The organism is Kribbella steppae, assembly GCF_004342025.1.
GTDB classification, from domain to species: domain Bacteria; phylum Actinomycetota; class Actinomycetes; order Propionibacteriales; family Kribbellaceae; genus Kribbella; species Kribbella steppae.
Map to the genome: position 1 here is coordinate 693,354 of NZ_SLWN01000001.1, position 15,274 is coordinate 708,627.

General features: G+C 68.1%; 14 protein-coding genes. 6 read left to right on the forward strand and 8 right to left on the reverse strand.

What is annotated here, in order from left to right; translation table 11 throughout:
• Nucleotide 1: 1 nt before the first annotated feature.
• Together EV652_RS03190 and EV652_RS03195 are read right to left on the reverse strand one after the other, a co-directional pair.
• Nucleotides 2-706, reverse strand: coding sequence for an NADPH-dependent F420 reductase (locus EV652_RS03190; protein ID WP_132207402.1), 705 nt, complete (start codon nt 704-706; stop codon nt 2-4).
• Nucleotide 707: 1 nt separating this feature from the next.
• A complete protein-coding gene (locus tag EV652_RS03195; RefSeq protein ID WP_132207403.1) occupies nt 708-1,739 on the reverse strand; it encodes an LLM class flavin-dependent oxidoreductase in 1,032 nt (343 codons plus the stop codon).
• A gap of 210 nt (nt 1,740-1,949) precedes the next feature.
• Here EV652_RS03195 and EV652_RS03200 point away from each other — a divergent pair, with 210 nt between their 5' ends.
• From EV652_RS03200 to EV652_RS03210, 3 genes are all read left to right on the forward strand, one after another.
• A complete protein-coding gene (locus tag EV652_RS03200) occupies nt 1,950-2,231 on the forward strand; it encodes a twin-arginine translocation signal domain-containing protein (RefSeq protein WP_132207404.1) in 282 nt (93 codons plus the stop codon).
• A 76-nt stretch (nt 2,232-2,307) separates the two neighbouring features.
• Nucleotides 2,308-3,687: a DUF4331 domain-containing protein gene (locus EV652_RS03205; RefSeq protein WP_132207405.1), complete on the forward strand. Its 1,380-nt coding sequence runs from the start codon at nt 2,308-2,310 to the stop codon at nt 3,685-3,687.
• A complete protein-coding gene (locus EV652_RS03210; RefSeq protein WP_132207406.1) occupies nt 3,684-4,091 on the forward strand; it encodes a hypothetical protein in 408 nt (135 codons plus the stop codon). Before EV652_RS03205 ends, EV652_RS03210 begins: the two co-directional genes overlap by 4 nt.
• On the opposite strand, the gene EV652_RS03215 is transcribed toward EV652_RS03210, so the two are convergent.
• The 4 genes from EV652_RS03215 to EV652_RS03230 form a co-directional block, all read right to left on the reverse strand.
• Nucleotides 4,088-5,923 carry an AMP-dependent synthetase/ligase gene (locus tag EV652_RS03215; RefSeq protein WP_132207407.1) on the reverse strand — a complete coding sequence of 612 codons (1,836 nt, stop codon included), beginning with the start codon at nt 5,921-5,923 and terminating at the stop codon, nt 4,088-4,090. The genes EV652_RS03210 and EV652_RS03215 overlap by 4 nt on opposite strands.
• 171 nt (nt 5,924-6,094) lie before the next feature.
• On the reverse strand, nt 6,095-8,857 hold the full coding sequence (locus EV652_RS03220; RefSeq protein WP_132207408.1) for an AfsR/SARP family transcriptional regulator: 2,763 nt from the start codon (nt 8,855-8,857) through the stop codon (nt 6,095-6,097).
• A gap of 155 nt (nt 8,858-9,012) precedes the next feature.
• Entirely contained in the window at nt 9,013-10,038 is a 1,026-nt protein-coding gene (locus EV652_RS03225; RefSeq protein WP_132207409.1) for an aspartate-semialdehyde dehydrogenase, read from the reverse strand.
• A gap of 156 nt (nt 10,039-10,194) precedes the next feature.
• Nucleotides 10,195-10,380 (reverse strand): tautomerase family protein, encoded by a 186-nt coding sequence (locus EV652_RS03230; RefSeq protein ID WP_132207410.1) that lies wholly within the window; start codon nt 10,378-10,380, stop codon nt 10,195-10,197.
• 527 nt (nt 10,381-10,907) lie between these two features.
• Here EV652_RS03230 and kduI point away from each other — a divergent pair.
• Genes kduI through EV652_RS03245 form a run of 3 tightly spaced genes read left to right on the forward strand, consistent with a single transcriptional unit; the run spans nt 10,908 to nt 13,280 of the window.
• Nucleotides 10,908-11,732, forward strand: coding sequence for a 5-dehydro-4-deoxy-D-glucuronate isomerase (kduI, locus tag EV652_RS03235; protein WP_242001517.1), 825 nt, complete (start codon nt 10,908-10,910; stop codon nt 11,730-11,732).
• Nucleotides 11,729-12,490: an SDR family oxidoreductase gene (locus EV652_RS03240; RefSeq protein ID WP_132207411.1), complete on the forward strand. Its 762-nt coding sequence runs from the start codon at nt 11,729-11,731 to the stop codon at nt 12,488-12,490. Before kduI ends, EV652_RS03240 begins: the two co-directional genes overlap by 4 nt.
• Before the next feature lie 28 nt (nt 12,491-12,518).
• Nucleotides 12,519-13,280 (forward strand): IclR family transcriptional regulator, encoded by a 762-nt coding sequence (locus EV652_RS03245; protein ID WP_242001518.1) that lies wholly within the window; start codon nt 12,519-12,521, stop codon nt 13,278-13,280.
• 137 nt (nt 13,281-13,417) lie between these two features.
• On the opposite strand, the gene EV652_RS03255 is transcribed toward EV652_RS03245, so the two are convergent.
• Nucleotides 13,418-14,644: an MFS transporter gene (locus tag EV652_RS03255; RefSeq protein WP_132207412.1), complete on the reverse strand. Its 1,227-nt coding sequence runs from the start codon at nt 14,642-14,644 to the stop codon at nt 13,418-13,420.
• Complete coding sequence (locus EV652_RS03260) at nt 14,641-15,267, reverse strand: MOSC domain-containing protein (RefSeq protein WP_132207413.1); 627 nt, start codon at nt 15,265-15,267, stop codon at nt 14,641-14,643. The genes EV652_RS03255 and EV652_RS03260 overlap by 4 nt, the downstream gene beginning before the upstream one ends.
• Nucleotides 15,268-15,274: the final 7 nt, after the last annotated feature.

Here is a 15,274-nt window from a genome sequence, read left to right on the forward strand (position 1 = left end):
TTCAGCGTGCGTTTGCGGTGTCGTCGTCGCTGGATCGGGCCTGGGTGATGCGGTGGCCGTGGAGCGTGTCGGGGAAGCGGTCGAGCATGGCGCGGACCTCGTCGGCGTCGACGTTGGCGCCGAACAGTTCGGTGTTGGGTTCGAAGCGGACGCCCTCGGCCAGGGATCCGGCTCGTACTGGGTCGAAGCCGAGCGCGTCCACGATCGCCGCGACGGCGGCGGCGTCCGTTGGTTCGCCGGCGATCGCGATCGCCTTGCGGCCGGGCGATCCGGCCGGGCGGGCGCCGTCTTCCAGGTCGTGGTAGCCCATGTGGTTGAACGCCTTGACCACGCGGGCGCCGGGCAGGAAAGCCTGGACGATCTCGCTGGACGACGTCCGCGGATCCGTCAGGTCGTCGCGGATACCGTCGACCTCCCACCAGTAGTTCATCGCGTCGATCACGAGCTTGCCGCGCAACGCCTCGGCCGGAATGGTGCGGTACTTGCCGAGTGGGAGCGCGAGGATCACGACGTCGGCCCGCGCGGCGGCATCGGCTGCCGTGGTCGCGACGGCCCCGGGCGTGACGATCTCGACGATCAGCGCGATCTTCTCCACATCACCGGAGCCGGCGATCAGCACGCGATAACCCGCCGCGACCGCGAGCCGCGCAAGGACGGTGCCGACCTTGCCCGCACCGAGAATCGCGATCGTTGTCTTGTCGTTCATGTCAGCCGGCCACGATGTCGCGGACCATCGGGATCACCTTCGTGCCGTACAGCTCGACCGCCTTCAGCCGCGCGCTGATCGGCATCGAGCCGGACGTGTAGATCAGGTCGAAGCGGCCGACACCCAGCTTCTGCACGGCCCCGGCGATCCGGCGGGCCACAGTCTCCGGCGAACCGACGTACATCGAACCGTGCGCAACCTCCGCGTCGAACTCCTCCCGGCGAATCGGCGGCCAGCCGCGCAGGGCTCCGATCCGGTCGCGAACTACCTTGTAGCGCGGATAGAACAGTTCCTTGGCCTCTTCGTCGGTGTCGGCGATGAAGCCCGGCGAGTGCATCCCGACCGGATGCGCGACCGTGCCGAACTGCTCGGCCGCACGCCGGTACAGATCGAGGTACGGCGCGAACCGCTCCGGCGACCCACCGATGATCGCCAGCATCAGCGGCAGCCCGTACGACGCCGTGCGCACGACCGACTGTGGTGATCCACCGACGCCGACCCATGTCGTCAAACGGCCCGACTCGGTCTTGGGGTAGACGTCGGCGTGGTCCAGCGCGGCCCGGGTGGTGCCGCTCCAGGTGACCGGCTTCTCGTCGAGCAACTGCGCGAAGAGCTGCAACTTCTCCTCGAACAAGACGTCGTAGTCGGCCAGGTCGTAGCCGAACAACGGGAAGGACTCGGTGAACGAGCCGCGTCCGAGGATGACCTCGGCCCGCCCGTTCGAGATCGCGTCCACCGTCGCGAACCGCTGGAACACCCGGACCGGGTCGTCCGAGCTCAGCACGGTCACGCCGGATCCGAGCCGGATGCGCGAGGTGCGCGAGGCGATCCCCGCCAGCACCGTCTCCGGCGTGGAGATCGAGTACTCCGGCCGATGGTGCTCGCCGAGCGCGATCGCGTCGACGCCGAGTTCGTCGGCCAGCACTGCTTCCTCGACCACCTGTCGGATCGCCGCGGCGTCGGAGACGAGTCGGCCGGCATCGTCCTCGGGGATGTCGCCGAAGGTGTCGAGGCCGAACTCGAGGTCGGTCATGAGAGTCACTCCTCATCTGATGGGCATGTCGACTACAAGCTTAGGTTGACATGTCAACGCAAGTGGTGGGGGGTTTGATTCCCGGGCCTCGCGCCGCCCTACGCACCCACCGCAAGGAGCGACCCATCCGCTGACCACTCGCCTCCGAATTGTCGTTTGTGGCCCGGCCAATCCCGGTCGGGGTCTGTTGACGATGGAGAGGGGACGAGCATGAGTGACGCAACCCGCCGGGGTTTCCTGGTGTTCGCGGGTGCGGGGACCGCGGCAGCGGTCGGGGCCGTCGCAGCGCCGACGCTGTTCGGCAACCAGGCCGCCGACGCGGCCGAGAACGCGAGGCCTTTGGAGCCTGCGGATCTGGCGAACGCGGAGTCGTTCGTCGTGCACGTCAAGGACGTGAAGGCCGGGCGACTGGCCATCATGGTCGGCGAGCGTGAGGTTCTGGTGACCGATCGCGAACTGGCCGCCCGGCTGGCCGGCGTAACGACCGCCTGACCCGGCCGCACACGAGCCCGCCGCGGCTCTTCATCGGTACCCCTCAGCTTTCACTGCATCTACTGGAGGACCTGTCATGTCTTCGCACCGCGAAGCGCCGGAGATCTCGAAGGATCCGGTCGCCGACAACACCGACGTGTACGCGTTCGTCAGCCCGGACAAGGCGGACACCGTCACGATCATCGCCAACTTCATTCCCTTCCAGAACCCGTACGGCGGCCCGAACTTCTACGAGTTCGGCGACGACGTGCTCTACCAGATCCACATCTCCAACAGCGGGACCGGCAAGGCCGACATCAGCTACCAGTTCCGCTTCCGCGCCGAGATCCGGAACAAGAAGACCTTCTTGTACAACACCGGCCCGATCACCTCCCTGAAGGACTCGAACTGGAACCGGCCCCAGTTCTATTCGGTCACCAGGGTCGAGCGCGGCCGCTCCCGCATCCTCGCCCGGGACCTGGCCGCTCCCCCGGTCAACGTCGGCGTCCGCAGTACGCCGAACTACGCGAAGCTGGCCCGCACGGCGATCCACACCATCGGCCGGAATCGCAAGGTGTTCGCCGGTCAGCGCGCGGACGCGTTCTTCGCCGACCTGGGCAGCATCTTCGATCTGGCCACGCTCCGCCCGTTCCAGATGGCTCATCTGATCCCGTCCGCGGCCGCGATGGGTGTCAACGGACTGCAGGGCTCGAACGTGCACACCATCGCCCTCCAGGTCCCGATCACCGACCTCACCCGCGACGGCCGCAAACCGACCGATGTGCTGGACGCCAAGGCCGTCATCGGCGTGTACGCCACCGCAAGCCGACGGCAGTCCCGCATGCTCGACGACCAGCTCGGCGTCTCCGTGGGGCATGGTCCCTACAAGCAGGTCTCCCGGCTGGGTAACCCGTTGTTCAACGAGGTCGTCGTTCCGATGGCCGAGAAGGACAAGTGGAACAGCCGGCCTCCGTCGGAGGACAAGCGGTACGCGGAGTACGTCGTCAAGCCTGAGCTCGCCGGGTTGCTGCCTGTGCTGTATCCCGGGGTGTTCCCGAAGCTGGCGGCGTACAAGAAGGACCGCGCCGACCTCGCGGCGATCCTGCTGACCGGTATCCCGAAGGGCGTCGTCCGCGGGTTCCAGAACTTCACCGGCCCCGTTCAGGCCGACATGTTGCGCCTCAACGTCGCCGTGCCGCCGACGGACTCGCCGAACCCGCTCGGCCTGGTCGCCGGTGACGCGGCCGGCTTCCCGAACGGGCGCCGGCTGATCGACGACGTCGTCACGGTCGAACTGCGAGCGGTAGCCGGACTCACCATCCCCTTGGTCGACCCGTCGTACAAACCCGACGCGGCGGCATCGGCGATCAAGGACGGCACCTCGAACACGAACTCGCCGCTGCTCGACCGGTTCCCCTACCTCGGTACGCCGGCCGGTGGTTCCCAGTCGACTCCCGGAACGCCGGCCGCATCATGACCACTGGCCCGGGCAACAACGCGGTGGAGAATCCCCATGCAGGCAAGGGTTCCTCGGTACCCCTCGACATCGGCGGCGAGATCGGCGCCCTCGTCATCCAACTGCCGGCCGCACTCGAAGACCAGGAGATCGAGCTGCGCCCGACGGGCCTTGGTCCCGGACATGGCCATGATGACGGGCATGGTCACGGGCACGGGCACGGCCATCACCTGCCGCACGTCGCTGTCGTACCCCGGCCGACGGCGGACGGAACCATCCTGCACTCCGCCGTCTTCCACGAGGTACGCCAAGGCAGCTACCAGCTCTACGTCCGCCCGGACGGCCCGGTCCAACTGACTGTGGACATCCACGGCGGCCAGGTCACCGAGGCAACCTGGCCGACGTCAGCGGCGGGCGTGGGTTAGTCGTACATCTTGTCCAGGAGGTCGGCGTACTGGGTTTCCACGTGCTTGCGCTTGAGCTTCAGGCTGGGTGTCATCTCGCCGGTCTCCACAGTGAGATCCCGGTCGAGGATGGTGAACTTCTTGATGGTTTCCCAGCGGTTCAGGCCGGCGTTGAGCTCGTCGACGTACCCCTGGACCATGGCGCGGGCCGCGTCGGAGCTGACGATCTCTTCGTACGGCTTGCCGGTCATACCGTTCGACGCGGCCCAGCCCTGGATGGCTTCGGGGTCCAGGGTGACGAGCGCGCTGACGAAGTTGCGCTTGTTGCCGTGGACAACGAACTGGCCGACGTACGGGCAGATCATCTTGAACCGGCCCTCGATCACCTGCGGGGCGACGTACTTGCCGCCGGAGGTCTTGAACAGGTCCTTCTTCCGGTCGGTGATGAAGAGGAACTCGTCCTCGAAGTGACCGATGTCGCCGGTGTGGAACCAGCCGTCGGCATCGATCACCTCGGCGGTCTGCTCGGGCTGGTTGTGGTAGCCGCTCATCACGCCGTCGCCCCGGATCAGGATCTCGCCGTCCTCGGCGATCTTCGCCTCGGTGGCCGGGAAGATCGGGCCGACGCTGCCGAGCCGGTACTGGCCCGGGCGGTTGAGCGACGAGCCGGCCGCGGTCTCGGACAGACCGTAGCCCTCCAAGATCAACAGCCCGGCCGCGTGGAACCACTCGGCCAGCTGCTTGTCGAGGGCGGCGGAGCCGGAGACGAAGAAGCGGATCCGCCCGCCGAACCGGGCCCGGATCTTCGACAGCACCAGCTTGTCGGCCAACGTGTACTGCGCCGCCAACGCGCCACCCGGCTCCTTGCCGGCCTGCCGCAGTACGGAGACCTTGGCGCCGACGCCGAAGGCCCAGTGGAAGAGCTTGGCCTTGATCCCGCCCTCGTCCTCGATCATGGTGACGATCCGGGCGTGCGCCTTCTCGAAGATCCGCGGCGCGGCGGCCATGAACGTCGGCTGGACGACGGCCGCGTTCTCGACGATCTTGTCGATCCGGCCGTCGATCGCAGTGGCGAAGCCGATCTGGAACTGGACGGCGAGCAGGACCTGACCGAACACGTGCGACAGCGGCAGCCAGAGGAACTGCAGGTCGTCCGGGCTGAGGACCCGGATCCCCTCGACCGCGGCACCCTCGTACGTCCAGACCGAGTGCGGCAGCCGGACACCCTTGGGACGCCCGGTGGTGCCGGAGGTGTAGATCAGCGTGCAGAGGTGGTTCGGCTGGATCTGAGCCAGCCGCTCATCGATCGCGTCGGCGTGTTCCTCCAGGTATTTGTCGCCGAGCTCATCCAGCGCTGCCAGCGACAGAACCCAGGAGGTGTCCTCCGCCGGGGGCTCGCCGTCGATCAGGACGACCTTCTGCAGCGAGGGCGTCTCGGACCGGTGCTCGCGCAGCTTGTCCAGTTGGGTCGCGTCCTCGGCGAACACGACCTGTACGTCGGCGTCGGCCACGATGAAGGCGACGTCGGTCGCCATCGTGGTCGGGTAGATCGTGGTCGTCGCGGCAGCCGCAAGGACGGCGGCCAGGTAGCACTCGACCCACTCCATCCGGGTGCTCGAGGCGACCGCGACCCGCTGCTCGGGCTGTACGCCGAGGGCGATCAAGCCCGCAGCACGGCGCCGGCCCAGCTCGTCGAGCTCCCGCCAACTGGCGGATTTCCACTGGTCCCCTGACGGGTACCGGAAGGCCTCGCGCGAAGGGGTCGCGGCGACCCGATCGAGGAACATCGTGGCCATGTTCTCTTTGCGATTGCTGAGCAGCGCGAGCTGGCCCTCATCGGCGACTGGCTTCATTGTCTGGCCTCCATCGGGGGTCAAGTAACCGGAGGGTAATGGCTAGCAGGCACAGCTGACTATGCCCCTCGCTTGCCCGCCCCCACTTCTCCATTACGTTTCCGCAACGTGTACACACGGCCAGTGGCCTATGTCTCACTGTCAGTTCTACTCCTCGCCCGCCAGGCCCCGTCAACCGCCCTGCCGCAGCCGATCCAGCGCGCCACGGACCACGACCGCATCGGGGTGGTCCATCGCCTCGAGGATCTCCAGCGCCTCGGTCCAGCTCACCCGGGCCGCCTCGGGCTGACCGGCTCGCTCCTGGACCTTGGCCATCGACATCAGGCACTCCGCGGTCTCGTGGCGACGTCCCTGGGCGCGCAGGATGGCGACAGCGGTCGCGTAGCTGGCGATGGCTTCATCGAGACGGCCGGAGCCGGCCAAGGCGAACGCCATCGTGTCGCTCACCACAGCACGCCCGTACTCCGAGTCCTGCTCCTCGTAGAGCTTCAGCGCCTGGTGCGCATAGTCGACCGCCGCCTCGTACTCGCCGAGTTGCCCGTAGTACCAGCCGAGGTTGTTGAGCGCGTTGGCCCGCGCGTCGACGTGGCCGGTCCGCTCGTAGATCCGGAGCGCGCGGGTCGTCTTCTCGATGGCCTGCCGGTGCTCCCCCATCCGGCTCAGCACCCGCGCCTGACTCAGCGAGCCGTGCGCGACACCGGCGTCGTCATCCAGTTCCTCGGCGATGCCGAGCGCCAACTCGTGCTGCCGGATCGCGTCGTCCCACTGCCGCAGCGCCATGTGACCCCGGGCGAGATCCCGGCGCGTCTGCGCCTGCCTGCGCAGATCGCCGAGCCGGACCGCCGCATCAAGCGCCAGCAACTCGGACTCCAGGTACCCGGGCCGACCACGGAAGTCCAGATAGTCCGCGATCGTCCACACGTACAACCACAACAGCCCATCGGCCCGGCCGGCAGCAGCCCGCAGTACGGCGAGATTGTTCGGCTGCTCGGAGTCGAACCAGGCGAACGCCTCCTCACGAGTCGACGGCGGTACGACGTCGACGCCGGGATCCAGCCCGGGCAGCTCGACCGGATCGCGCCTCGGCGCGAGCAACAACGCGGCCGCATTGCCCGTGTGCACCAGGTACCCGAGCAGCCGTTCGAAGGCCTCGTCCGCCTCCTGCTCCTCACACAGCTCCCGCGCGTAGCTCCGCAGCAGATCGTGCAGCGCATAGCGATCCGGCCCGAGCTCAACTAGTTGATGGTTTGCAACCAGTACGGCGAGCATGCCCCGAGCCTCACGCACCGGCACACCGGCCAAGGCCGCCGCGGCACCAACGGTGATCTCGGCACCAGGATGCTGAGCCAGCAGCCGGAACAACCGAGCGAGCTCGGGCCGCAACTGCCGGTACGACCAGGAGAAGATCGTCCGTACGTCGACCCCGTCGGTGGTCGACAGTGCATCGAGCGGCCCTTGGCTGAGCATCTCGACAAACGAGTCCAGTTGTCGCCTGGGCCGTAACGCGATCTGTGCCCCGAGCAACGAAAGTGCCAGCGGAAGCCCTGCACACCGGGCGATCAGCTCTTCGGTGCTCTCGGCATCTTCCTGCAGCCGCCGGTCACCAATCCTTGCCGCTAGCAACTGTCTGGACTGGGCGGAGTCGAGCACGTCCAGCTGGATCGGCTCCGCCTGCTCGGTCGCGACCAGTCCGGCGAGCTCGTTCCGGCTGGTGACGAGGGTGAGGCAGTTCGCTCCGGATGCCGCCAGCGGCCGCACCTGTTCGGCAGATCGGGCGTTGTCCAGTACGACGAGGACCGCGCGCTCCGCGAGCAGGCTGCGGTACAGCGCGATCTGCTCGTCCGCGGCGATCGGCAGCCGATCGGCCGGAATCCCCAGTCCGGCAAGGAAACGCGGCACCACCGTCTGCGGGTCGGCGGGCTCGATCGCGGGCGAGTACCCGAGCAGGTCGGCGTACAGGATCCCATCGGGGAAGGTGTCCGCGACCTGCCGGGCCCAATGGATTGCAAGCGAGGTCTTGCCGACTCCGGCCGGTCCGATGATGAGTCCGAGATGCACACCGGGAAGCAGTCCGTTCAGCCGCTGCAGGTGCTCCGTCCGACCGGCGAAGGCCGGTACGGCGGTCGGCAGCTGACGCGGAACCACCATGCTCTCGGTATCGGTCGCCTCCAGTAGTTCGGCGTGGACCCGCTGCAGTTCGGGACCAGGGCCGACCCCGAGGATCTCGCGCAGTCGGCGCGAGACTTCGGCGTACGTCGACAACGCGAGCGCCTGCCGTCCGGACGCATGCTGCGCGCGCATGAGTTGGGCCCAGAACCGCTCTCGCGTCGGGTAGCGCTCAACGAGTTCGGTCAGCTCCGGGATCACCCCGGCCGCGTCACCGAGCGCCATCCGGGCGTCGAACGACAACTCCTGCGCCTGCAGATGTTCCTCGACCAGGCGCGGAATCATCTCCCGGGTCAGCGCGCCCGCGTCGAGACCGGCCAGCGGTTCGCCTCGCCAGAGCGCGAGGCCCTCGGTGATCAGCGCGACCCTGTCGGCGGGATCCTCGACCTCGCCGGCGCGGCGGACCAGGGACCGAAACGTTTCGAGATCGAGCTGCGTCGGGTCGGCATGCAGCGTGTAACCGCCGTCGCCGGTGCGGATCATCGTCCGCTCGGCGTCCCCCAGTGCGGTCCGGAGCCGGGAGACGTAGATCTGCAGCGCGGCGCGCGGACTGCTCGGCAGCTCCTCGTCGTCCCAGAGAACGTCGACGAGATCCTCGGTCCGCACGGTGCGGTTGAGGCGCAGCAACAGCGCGGCCAGCAGGACCGCAGGCTGGTGTGCCGGCAGCGGGATCACCTCACCGCCGGCGGTCCGCACCTCCACTGTTCCGAGCAGGCGGAAGCGCAGCCCCGAAGGCCCGCTCATCCCACGCTGCTCCAGCTCGGTCACCTCTCCCCTGCTCCCGGCCGAAGAATCGCCGTGGAACAACCAGCAGGAAAGGCATACCTTATCGCCGCGTCAGTCTACGCAGCAGTTCTCGGTATGACATTTTCTTGACATTAGGGCCCGGGCCCTGGGGCGAATCTGGTGCTGCCGCAGCGGAGTCAGCGCTCGGCCAGGAGCTCCGCGATCTGGACGGCGTTGAGGGCGGCGCCCTTGCGGAGGTTGTCGTTGGAGATGAACAGCACCAGGCCGCGGTTGTCCGGGACCGACTGGTCCTGGCGGATCCGGCCGACGTACGACGGATCCTGACCGGCCGCGAGCAGTGGCGTCGGGAGATCCGCGAGCGCGACACCAGGAGCGGCGCCGAGCAGCTCGGTCGCCTGCTCGGGCGTGATCGGCCCGGCGAACTCGGCGTGGATGCTGAGCGAGTGACCGGTGAAGACAGGGACCCGGACACAGGTCCCGGCGACCAGGAGGTCCGGGATGTGCAGGATCTTGCGGCTCTCGTTCCGGAGCTTCTGCTCCTCATCGGTCTCACCGGTGCCGTCGGCAACGATCGAACCGGCCAGCGGGAGCACGTTGAACGCGATCGGCCCGGCGTACACCTTGGGCTCGGGCAGCGTGATGCCCTGGGTGCCGCGAGCGAGTCTGCCGCCGGGCTCGACGAGGGCGCGCGCCTGGTCCTCGAGCTCACTGACTCCCACCCCTCCGGAGCCGGAGACAGCCTGGTACGTCGACACCACGAGCCGGGTCAGCGTGGCGGAGCCGTGCAGCGGCGCGAGCACTGGCATCGCGGCCATGGTGGTGCAGTTCGGGTTGGCGACGATGCCCTTCGGCAGGTTGTCGAGGTCGCCGGGGTTCACCTCGGACACGACCAGCGGTACGTCGGGGTCCATCCGCCAGGCGGACGAGTTGTCGACCACGACCGCACCGGCGGCGGCGACCTTCGGGGCGAACTCCTTCGAGGCGGTCTTGCCGTTGGAGAACAGCGCCAGGTCGAGACCGCTGAAGTCGGCGGTGGCGGAGTCCTCAACGGTGATCTCGGTGTCACCGAACGGGAGCGTCGTACCGGCCGAGCGCGCGGACGCGAAGTACCGGATCTCGTCCACCGGGAACTTCCGCTCGACGAGCAGCTCCCGCATGACGCTACCGACCTGACCTGTGGCTCCGAAGACTCCTACTCGCATGCAGAAGACAGTAATGGGTGGGCGCCGGCCCGGCTCCGGAATTCCAGCATGCGTACCGACGAACGGGTAGTAGTGGGCGGCGGCGCGGCCTGCCCAAGGCGTTCAGGCGGGTGGCCGCCGCCGGCGCCGGACTACTACCCGTTCGCCCGTACGGTGTCAGGCGTCGGCGACCAGGACGCCGCCGTTGGCTACGTCGGTGGTCTCGATCTCGGTGAAGACGATCCGGACGGATTCGCGCTTGGCGTTCAGGATGGAGATAGCGGACTCGGTGACGGCGGCGACGAACTCGCGGCGCTGGTCCAGGGTGCGGCCGGGCAGGAGTTCGACGGTGATGTTCGGCATGGAGGTCACTCCAAATCGGTAGTGTTCTGTGACACGGGACAGTGTTCCAGGGTTGGTTCGATCAGTGAGGGCTGACTGCGCCCGCCCGTCTCCCCGCGACCTCGTCGGTCTCGCCGGGTCGCGGTTCAGCGAGTCGACCAGCTCGTCGACTTCGGTACGACGCCGGCAAGAGGAGGCCGACACCGACGTACACCACCAAGGAAGTTGCCAACGGCAACGCGACGACCAGGGTCGGTGTCGGCGGACTCGATCCCCCACTTGACGATTGCCCAGACGATCAGGCCGATCGCCCAGGACGCGAGCGCGAGCGCGACCAGATGCCGATCAGCACCATCAAGACGAAGTAGCCGACCAGGACCGTCCAGTCCAAAGCGGTCATTGTGGAACCTCCCAGAGGCGTGGGCGCTGTGGTGGAAGGTTCCATCTGCCAGAACACAGTGTCAAGTGGCGGAACCCGGAACATTTCTCGATCCTATCCACTGAACTCACTGTTTGACAGACTGTTCCGTGGAATAGAACCTTGTTCTGTGAATCTGCAGATCAGGCACGCCACCCATCCCGATCAGGTGCCCGGGTTCGACACCGCGGCGCTCCGCCGGCACTACCTGGTCGACGACCTCTTCGTCCCGGACACGATCACCGCGGTACTCACCCACCACGACCGGATCGTCCTGGCCGGCGCGCGCCCCACGAGCGGCCCGCTGACGCTGGGGACCTGGCCGGAGCTGCGCAGCGAGTACTTCCTCGAACGCCGCGAGGCCGGCATCGTCAACGTCGGCGGACCAGGCACGGTCACCGCCGACGGGACGAAGTACGAGCTGACCACCGGAGCGTGCCTGTACGTCGGACGCGGCGTCCGCGAGGTCGTCCTCGACGGCCCCGACGCGGCGTTCTACCTCTTCTCGGCCGCGGCCCACACCGACTTCCCCACCGCGCTGGTCAATCCAGGTGAGGGAAACCGGCTCGAGCTCGGCGACCAGCAGACCGCGAACCGTCGCACTATCGACCAGTACATCCACGCGGACGGCGTACGCAGCTGCCAGATCGTGCTCGGCGTGACCACGCTCCACTCAGGCAGCACCTGGAACACCATGCCCGCGCACACGCACGACCGCCGGACCGAGTGCTACCTGTACTTCGGCCTGCCCGAGACCGAGCGGATCGTCCACCTGCTCGGCGAACCCGACGAGACCAGGCACCTGCTGGTCGCCGATCGCCAGGCCGTGATCTCACCGAGCTGGTCGATCCACTCCGGCGCCGGCACCTCGTCGTACAGCTTCGTCTGGGCGATGGCCGGCGAGAACCAGGCCTTCGCGGATATGGACGGCGTCGACGTACGGGACCTGCGGTGACGGCTGACCTGTTCAGCCTCCAGGGCCGTACGGCGCTCGTCACCGGAGCCCGGCGGGGTATCGGCGCGGCCATCGCCGCCGGGTACGCCGCGGCCGGTGCCGAACTGATCCTGATGGCCCGGGACGCCGCCCTCGATGACACCCTCGAGGCGATCAAACAGAACGGCGGCGGTGAGGCGACCGTAGTCATCGCCGACTTCGCCGACCCGGCCGCGGTAGAGGCGGCCGCTTCCGAGCTGGCGAAGACGCGGAGGATCGACATCCTGGTCAACAACGCCGGCACGATCCGGCGTGCCCCGGCGGCCGAGACCACCACCGCCGACTGGCAGCACGTGATCGACGTGAACCTCAACTCCACCTGGGCGGTCACCCGGCCGGTCGGTGCCGCGATGGTCGAGCGCGGCGCCGGCGCGGTCGTCACGATCGCCTCGCTGCTGAGTTTCCAGGGCGGGATCACCGTTCCGGCCTACACTGCGAGCAAACATGCGGTCGCGGGACTGACCAGGGCGCTGGCCAACGAGTGGGGTCCGGCCGGTGTCCGGGTGAACGCGATCGCACCCGGATACATCAGCACCGACAACACCACCGACCTGCGCGCGGATCCCGGTCGCGAAGCGGCCATCCGGGACCGCATCCCGGCCGGTCGCTGGGGGCAGCCGGAGGATGTGGTCGGCGCCGCGGTCTTCCTGGCCTCGGCGGCGGCCGGCTATGTCAACGGTCACGTCCTCGCGGTCGACGGCGGCTGGCTGGCCAGATAGGCACTTCGCCCAGGAGAGAGGTGGCAGGATGACCGACATGAGTTCGCCCTCGGCCATCGACAAGACGCTGATGGTGCTCGACGCCGTCCTCGAACACTCGCGGTTCACCGATGTCGTCAACGCGACCGGTCTGGCCAAGTCGACCGTGCACCGGATCATGGCCTCACTGGTCGAGCACGAGTTCGTCGCCCAGGCCGAGGACGGTTCGTACCACCCGGGCCCCAAGGCGCTGCGGCTCGCCGGGCACGCGCTCACCAACGTCGACCTCGCCACGGTCGCCCGCCCGGTGCTCGCCGACCTGGTCGCCCAGACTCGCTGCACCGTGCATGTCGGTCTCTTGAACGGCGACGAGGCGATCTACGTCGCGCGCCTCGACGGCCCGAAGCCGTACCGGATGCCGTCCCGCGTGGGCAAGGCGTTCTGGCTGCACTGCACTGGCATCGGCAAAGCATTGCTGGCCGAGAAGGACGACGAGGCACTCGACGCCCACATCACCCGGACCGGTCTCCCGGCCCGCACTCCCCTGACGCACACGACCGCGGCCGCGTTGAAAGCGGACCTCGCCCAGGTGCGGGCCCGCGGCTACGCACTCGACGACGAGGAGAATGAGCCAGGCATCCGTTGCGTCGCCGCGGTCATCCACGACCACACCGGCGCCGCGATCGCCGCGGTCAGCATCTCCACGCTGTCGCTCGAGCAGTCCATCGCCCAGGTTGCCCTGATGGCCCCCGCGGCCATCGAGGCCGCCCGCAAGATCTCCGCCGCCCTCGGCTACCGCGAGCCGACCTAAGCCGCCTGCTGTGGCAGGTCGGTACGGAACCAGTCGATCGTCCGCCGGAGCCCTTCCTCAGTAGGGATCTTCGGTTCCCAGCCGAGCAGATCCCGCGCCCGGCTGAAATCCGGTTGCCCCCAAGCAATGAGTGCCGATCATGCACCGACGGTTTGCATCTGGCCAGCCTGCCTCCGCCGCGCCGCAGCCCACCGTACGACGGGTGGGAACAGCACTCCGATCAGGGCGAACCAGACGCCAAGGATGACCCAGCCGGGGGCGCCGAGGCCGAGTGGGAGGAGGGCCAGGACGGTGGGGGCGACCATGGTGCTGATGGACATGCTGGTGTTCCAGACGCCTTGGTATTGACCCTGCGCGTGGTCGGCGGCGAGGTCAAAGCCGAGCAGGAACGAGCCGGACGACTGCAGCAACTCACCGATCACCTGCACCAGCGCACCGACCGCCAGCAGGCCGATCGCGAGCGCCGCGTTCCCCCAGGACGCGCCGGCGAACAGCACCATTGATGCCAGCAGCAACAATCCTGCGGTCCGGGTCGCCCGTGCCGCGGTCGTCGGGTCGGCGATGCCGCGGGACGACCGTACCTGGAACAGCGCGACGACCACGGTGTTGATGATCAGCAGGAGCGCGACCGTCCACCGGGGTGCGTCGGTGTGATCGACCACCCACAGCGGGATCGCGACGTCCAGTACGGCGTACTGGATCGACATCCCGGCGTTGAGTGCGGCAACCGCGAGGTACCCGCGGTCGCGCAGGGCGACCCAGACCGGCCCGTCGTCGCTCTTCGGCTGCGGCGCGACCCGTGGGACCGCCAGCACGACGAACGCCGCGACGATGCTCAGTGTCGCGTCGAGCACGAACATAAGGCGGTACGCCGTACTCGTGTCGAAATGCAGCGCGAACACAGCGATGCCGGCGCCGGCCATGATGCCGATGTTGGTGACCGCGCGCAGGTAGGCGCGGGCCGCGACCCGGTCGGCGCCCTGGGTGATCGCGGCGATCAGCGCGGCCCGGACCGCGCCGGCGCCTCGGTCGATCACGGTGAGCACGACGGAGACGACCAGGAACTGCCAGAAGGTCTGCACGAGCAGGTAGAGCAGCGAGAGTCCGCAGACCATCAGACTCAGTACGACGAACAGCGTGCGCGGACCGCGGCGATCGGCCAGATGTCCCAGCGGCACCGCCGACAGCAAGCCGAACAGACCGGCGATGGTGAGGCCAAGACCGACCTGAGCGATCGACAATCCGACGATCCGGGTGAAGTACAGCACGCTGACCGTCATCAGCAACCCGTTGCCGACCCTGCTGAGCAGAGTGGCGAGGGCGAGTGGCCGAAGTGGTCCGGGTGCGGGCAGCAGGCCCCTCACCCGCGCGCCGCGACGCGCTCGGCGATACCGCGGAGTTCATCCATCAGGTCGACGCCAGAGTCCAGCATCCGTTGCATCTTCGCCGGGTCCTGCGCTCCGAACATGTGCCCGATGGTCACCTCATGGTCCGGTCGGCTCAGCACCTCGACCGGGTCGCCTGCACCGATCTCTCCGGTCCGAAGCACCTTCAAGTAGGCGCCGGGGCAGCCGGCCTGGTGGAACCTCTTCACCCAGTGCGGCTCCTGCATCCGGTGCTGGAACGTGATGCACGGGATCCGCGGCGCCCGGACCATCACCTCGACCTCGTCGCCGATCCGCCAGACCTCACCGAGCAGCGCGCCGGTGACGTCGACCCCTTCGGTGCGCAGGTTCTCCCCGAACAACCCGGTGGGAATCTCTCGATCGAGCTCGGCCGCCCACCACTGGGCGTCCTCCTCGGCGTACGCGTAGAGCGCCAGGTCGGGACCGCCGTGGTTCTTGGTGTCACAGACCCTGTCACCGGCGAGACCGAGCTCGCCGACGTGCACGCGACCTACCTGCGGACGCTTGTCGATCGCGGTCAGCCCGGTCTCCTTGGGACCCGGGATCAGCTTCTCCACCACGTTGACCGTCAGCAGCCGCATGACCCCC

Excerpts from the sequence above, each read along its gene's own strand:
- EV652_RS03190 (WP_132207402.1), bottom strand. The coding sequence starts at position 706 with ATGAACGACAAGACAACGATCGCGATTCTCGGTGCGGGCAAGGTCGGC.
- EV652_RS03195 (WP_132207403.1), bottom strand. The coding sequence starts at position 1,739 with ATGACCGACCTCGAGTTCGGCCTCGACACCTTCGGCGACATCCCCGAG.
- EV652_RS03200 (WP_132207404.1), top strand. The coding sequence starts at position 1,950 with ATGAGTGACGCAACCCGCCGGGGTTTCCTGGTGTTCGCGGGTGCGGGG.
- EV652_RS03205 (WP_132207405.1), top strand. The coding sequence starts at position 2,308 with ATGTCTTCGCACCGCGAAGCGCCGGAGATCTCGAAGGATCCGGTCGCC.
- EV652_RS03210 (WP_132207406.1), top strand. The coding sequence starts at position 3,684 with ATGACCACTGGCCCGGGCAACAACGCGGTGGAGAATCCCCATGCAGGC.
- EV652_RS03215 (WP_132207407.1), bottom strand. The coding sequence starts at position 5,923 with ATGAAGCCAGTCGCCGATGAGGGCCAGCTCGCGCTGCTCAGCAATCGC.
- EV652_RS03225 (WP_132207409.1), bottom strand. The coding sequence starts at position 10,038 with ATGCGAGTAGGAGTCTTCGGAGCCACAGGTCAGGTCGGTAGCGTCATG.
- EV652_RS03230 (WP_132207410.1), bottom strand. The coding sequence starts at position 10,380 with ATGCCGAACATCACCGTCGAACTCCTGCCCGGCCGCACCCTGGACCAG.
- EV652_RS03245 (WP_242001518.1), top strand. The coding sequence starts at position 12,519 with ATGACCGACATGAGTTCGCCCTCGGCCATCGACAAGACGCTGATGGTG.
- EV652_RS03260 (WP_132207413.1), bottom strand. The coding sequence starts at position 15,267 with ATGCGGCTGCTGACGGTCAACGTGGTGGAGAAGCTGATCCCGGGTCCC.